The sequence below is a fragment of the Sphingomonas sp. Leaf25 genome, assembly GCF_001421635.1.
Lineage (GTDB): Bacteria > Pseudomonadota > Alphaproteobacteria > Sphingomonadales > Sphingomonadaceae > Sphingomonas.
The window spans coordinates 336,189-340,367 of sequence record NZ_LMKU01000033.1 but is presented as its reverse complement, the minus strand read 5'-3'; the positions used below and the strand labels follow the sequence as shown (position 1 = coordinate 340,367).

Annotated in this window: 5 protein-coding genes; 4 read left to right on the top strand and 1 reads right to left on the bottom strand. The window is 69.8% G+C overall.

Features of this window, described 5'->3' with window-relative positions; genetic code table 11:
• Both ASE78_RS19680 and ASE78_RS16550 read left to right on the top strand, forming a co-directional pair.
• A partial coding sequence (locus ASE78_RS19680) for a hypothetical protein (RefSeq protein ID WP_235515119.1) occupies positions 1 to 294 on the top strand: 294 nt, incomplete at its 5' end.
• A 55-nt stretch (positions 295 to 349) separates the two neighbouring features.
• Complete coding sequence (locus ASE78_RS16550; protein ID WP_056498592.1) at positions 350 to 970, top strand: LysE family translocator; 621 nt, start codon at positions 350 to 352, stop codon at positions 968 to 970.
• 16 nt (positions 971 to 986) lie between these two features.
• Here the strand turns inward: ASE78_RS16550 and ASE78_RS16545 are convergent, their stop codons facing one another.
• Entirely contained in the window at positions 987 to 1,883 is an 897-nt protein-coding gene (locus tag ASE78_RS16545; RefSeq protein ID WP_056498590.1) for an alpha/beta hydrolase, read from the bottom strand.
• A gap of 111 nt (positions 1,884 to 1,994) precedes the next feature.
• Between ASE78_RS16545 and ASE78_RS16540 the strand changes: the two genes are divergently transcribed.
• Together ASE78_RS16540 and gshB are read left to right on the top strand one after the other, a co-directional pair.
• Positions 1,995 to 2,993 (top strand): cell wall hydrolase, encoded by a 999-nt coding sequence (locus ASE78_RS16540; RefSeq protein WP_056498587.1) that lies wholly within the window; start codon positions 1,995 to 1,997, stop codon positions 2,991 to 2,993.
• A 209-nt stretch (positions 2,994 to 3,202) separates the two neighbouring features.
• Entirely contained in the window at positions 3,203 to 4,156 is a 954-nt protein-coding gene (gene gshB / locus ASE78_RS16535) for a glutathione synthase (RefSeq protein ID WP_056498586.1), read from the top strand.
• Positions 4,157 to 4,179 lie beyond the last annotated feature (23 nt).

Here is a 4,179-nt window from a genome sequence, read left to right as displayed (position 1 = left end):
AATTTCGGCCGCACCGTCGAGCGGACCAGCGGCATCGCCGGCACCATCGCCACCTATGTCGCCGACGGCGTGCCGCTGGCGCGGATCGCGACCTTCCTCCCCTCGATCGAAGCGGTCGACCCGGCGGCGGTGCAACAGGTCGCGGGCCGGATCATGGACCCCAAGGCGGCGAGCATCGTCGTGGTCGGCGACGCCAAGCAATTCCTCGCACCGCTGCGCGCCGCCTATCCGGGACTGGTGGTGATCCCGGCGGCGTCGGTCGATCTGGCCCGGCCCGATCTGGGAGTGAAGTAGGGAGCAGTTGGTCGTCCCGGCGCGGGCCGGGACGACATAGCCAAGGTGATACGCAATGGACCCGCATCTCTGGCTGGGTTTCGCCGCCGCCTCGTTCGTGATGGGCGTGATCCCCGGTCCCGGCGTCGCGAGCATCATCGGCTTCGCGTTCACGTCGGGGCGGGCGACCGCGCTGGCATCGGTCGCGGGCATGGCGGTCGGCAACCTGATCGCGATGAGCGTGTCGCTGGCCGGCGCGGGGGTGATCCTCGGCACGTCGGCGGTCGCCTTCACGATCCTCAAATGGATCGGGGCTGCCTATCTGATCGGCATCGGGCTGATCGCGATCCTGCGCAGCGGCGACGACGGCGACCCGGCCCGGCCGCCGCGCACCGTCACCCCGCGCGCGGCGTTCCTCACCAATGTCGCGGTCGGCACCTTTCATCCCAAGACGATCCTGTTCTTCGTCGCCTTCGCCGCGCAGTTCGTCCGCGCCGACCAGCCGTTCGTGCCGCAGGCGGCGATCCTGATCGCGACCTTCGTCGGGATCGCCGGGGCGACCGACAGTTGCTATGCGCTGGCGGCGTCGCACGCCTCGGGATTGGTCCGCCGTGCGGGTGTCCGTCGCTGGACCCGGCGGGCGGGCGGTGGCGCGGTGATGGGCGCGGGAGTGGCGATGGCGCTGTTGCAGCGGTGACGGCGAACGATGGTCGCTACCGCATCGGTGCGGTCGCCGGTGGCGACGCCCCCTCGATCATGAACCATGGCGTCGGGCGGCTGTCATAGGGCGGCGCGGGGTAGCGCCAGCGCAGCGCTTCCTCGGCGGCACGGTGATAGACGGTGGCGTGCGTCGCATCGGTGCGGTGGTCGGCGTAGCGCAGCATGACCATGCCGGGCGGCAGCGGTGCCAGCGCGGCACGCAGCCGGTCGATGCCGTCCTGCATCGTCCCGCCTTCGTCGGCATGGGCAAGGAACAGGCGGACGTTAACCGCCCGTGCCAGCCGCGTCGCCAGCGCCGGATCGCGTAGCGCCCGGCGATCGTCCCACCACAGGCTGGGGCTGACCGCGATATAATCACCGAACAACGCCGGTTGGGCCAGCAGCGTGTCGACGACGAACAGCCCGGCAAGCGATTCTCCCATCAGCGCGCGCTTGCCGCTGGTGCAATAGCGTCGTTCGACGAAAGGAATGACCTCGCGTTCGAGGAAGCGGCGGAAACGCGGGGCGCTGCCACTTGCCGGAAAGGCCGACCGATAGCGCGGATCGACCGGCGGCGCGGTCAGTTCGGCGCGGCGATCGCGGGTCTGGATGCCGACGACGATGAACGGACCGAACGTCCAGCTCAGCGAGGCAAGGCTGGCCAGCCCCGCGACATGGGGAAAGTCCTGATCGCGCGCACCGTCGAGCAGATAGACCACCGGGTAGCGGATACCGGATTTCGCATAGCCTTCGGGCAGCCAGACGTTCAGCTCGCGATGGTCGCCCAGCACGGTCGAATCGATCCTGTGGCTGGTGCCGATCGCGATCGGCGTGCCTGCCGGGGTGGGTCGGGCCATGGCGATACCAGGCAGCAGGAGCAGGAGGGTCAGGATTGCCAGTATCGGTCGCATGGCGACGATCCTGTCAGCCAGCGCGGCGAATATAAGCCACGATCGTCCCATGACGGCACGGTGTGAAAGGCGGGGGAGCCTTGGGTCGCGCGATCGGTTACAGCGCGCACCATGGGTGTTCTGGCGAATCTTCCCCGGCGGACGAAGCTGATCGGCGGCATCGCCATGCTGCTGCTCGGCGGGGCGTTCACCGCGCGGGCGGGAATCGCGACGATCGAGCAGGCCGCCCCGCCCGCGCCGCCGCTGCCTGCGCCGACGGGCTATGAGGCGGATGCGCATTTTCCCGGCGCGGCGTTGCTGTTCGCCGATGCGCCGCCGCCGGTCCGGCCCATGCCGGGCGTGACCGGCACCGCGCCGCTCCCCGCGCTGCCGGTGAGTGAGCAGCAGGCGGCGGTCGACCTGGCCGACACCTCGATCAAGGCGGCGGCCCCGTTCCATGCGCGTGGGACCGCAAGCGACCGGGCGCGCGCGCTGCAATGTCTGACCACCGCGATCTATTACGAAGCGGCGAGCGAACCCGATGCCGGGCAGCGCGCGGTGGCGCAGGTGGTGCTCAACCGCGTGCGCCATCCCGCCTTTCCCGCCAGCGTCTGCGGCGTGGTATATCAGGGGTCGGACAAGCCGGTGTGCCAGTTCAGCTTCGCCTGCGACGGGGCGATGGCGCGCACCCCCGCCCCGGCCGCATGGGCACGGGCAAGGGCGGTGGCGAGGGACGCGCTGGCCGGTGCGGTATTCGCGCCGGTCGGCATGGCGACGCATTACCATACCTATGCGGTCACGCCGTCGTGGAACCGATCGCTGGTGATGACCGGGGTGTTCGGCGCGCATTTCTTTCACCGGTGGAAGGGGTGGTGGGGCACGCCCGCCGCGTTCCGCGACCGCTATGCCGGGGGCGAGCCATTGCCGGGACCGCTGCGGCCGGTCGCGCCGGCGGTGGCGGCGCTGGCCGTCGTCACTACGCCGGTGCCGCTGACGCCGTTGCCAGCGGTGCCGGTCGCGACGTCCGCGCCGGTGCGCCCGGTTGCGGCGGCGGTGCCGTTGCCGACGACCCTGCCGGCCGAATCGCAGGTGCTCGACCGGTGGAAGGATTCGGGCACGCCGCTGCGGTAGGTCGGTCGGTAGCGCCCTTCTGCTCCCCTCCCTGACAAGGGAGGGATCGGGGGTGGGTAGGTCCGGGGCGGGCCGAACCTGTCCTCGCAGGCCGACCCACCCCCAGCCCCTCCCTTGTCAGGGAGGGGAGTGGTCCGCCCTCAACACGAAACGTGACATTGCGCCCGCCCGCGCCTAGCTGAACCTCCAGTCCCAGTCGGAGTTGCCCCATGTCGCTGACCGTCGCCGTGCAGATGGACCCCATCGCCGGAATCAACATCGCGGGCGATTCCACCTTCGCGCTGATGCTGTCGGCGCAGGCGCGCGGCCACCGGCTGTTCCACTATGCGCCCGAGGATCTGAACCAGTCGGGCGACCATGTCTGGACCCACGCCCGCCCGGTCACGGTGCGCCGGGTCGAGGGCGATCACTTCACGCTGGGCGAGTCCGTCCGCCTCGACCTTGGCGACGAGGCCGATGTCGTGCTGATGCGGCAGGACCCGCCGTTCGACCTCGGCTATATCACCGCGACGCATCTGCTGGAGCGGATCGCCGGCCGGACGCTGGTGGTGAACGACCCCGCATCGGTGCGCAACGCGCCCGAAAAGCTGTTCGTGCTCGATTACCGGCACTTCATGCCGCCGACGCTCATCACCCGATCGGTCGAGGAGGCGCGCGCGTTCCTTGCCCAGCACGGATCGATCGTGGTGAAGCCGCTGCACGGCAACGGCGGCAAGGCGATCTTCAAGGTCGATGCCGATGCGCAGAACCTGTCGTCGCTGATCGAGGTGTTCAACACCGCCTACCGTGAACCGCATATGGTGCAGGCGTTCCTGCCGGCGGTGGCGAAGGGCGACAAGCGCATCGTGCTGGTCGACGGCGAGGTGGCGGGCGCGGTCAACCGCCTGCCGGGCGAGGGCGAAATCCGCTCGAACCTCGCGGTCGGCGGCACTGCGGCCAGGACCGAACTGACGGCGCGCGAGCGCGAAATCTGTGCCGAACTGGGGCCGGAGTTGAAGCGGCGCGGGCTGATCTTCGTCGGGATCGACGTGATCGGCGGCGAATGGCTGACCGAGATCAACGTGACGTCGCCGACCGGCATCGTCGCAATCGAACGCTTCGACGGGACCGATGTGGCGGGCATGATCTGGGACGCGATCGAGGCGCGGGTAAAGGGACGGTAGTCTGGTCCGCTAACGCGGATAGC

Coding starts and splice junctions, on each gene's coding strand:
- ASE78_RS16545 (WP_056498590.1), bottom strand. CDS start 1,883: ATGCGACCGATACTGGCAATCCTGACCCTCCTGCTCCTGCTGCCTGGT.
- ASE78_RS16540 (WP_056498587.1), top strand. CDS start 1,995: ATGGGTGTTCTGGCGAATCTTCCCCGGCGGACGAAGCTGATCGGCGGC.
- ASE78_RS16550 (WP_056498592.1), top strand. CDS start 350: ATGGACCCGCATCTCTGGCTGGGTTTCGCCGCCGCCTCGTTCGTGATG.
- gshB (WP_056498586.1), top strand. CDS start 3,203: ATGTCGCTGACCGTCGCCGTGCAGATGGACCCCATCGCCGGAATCAAC.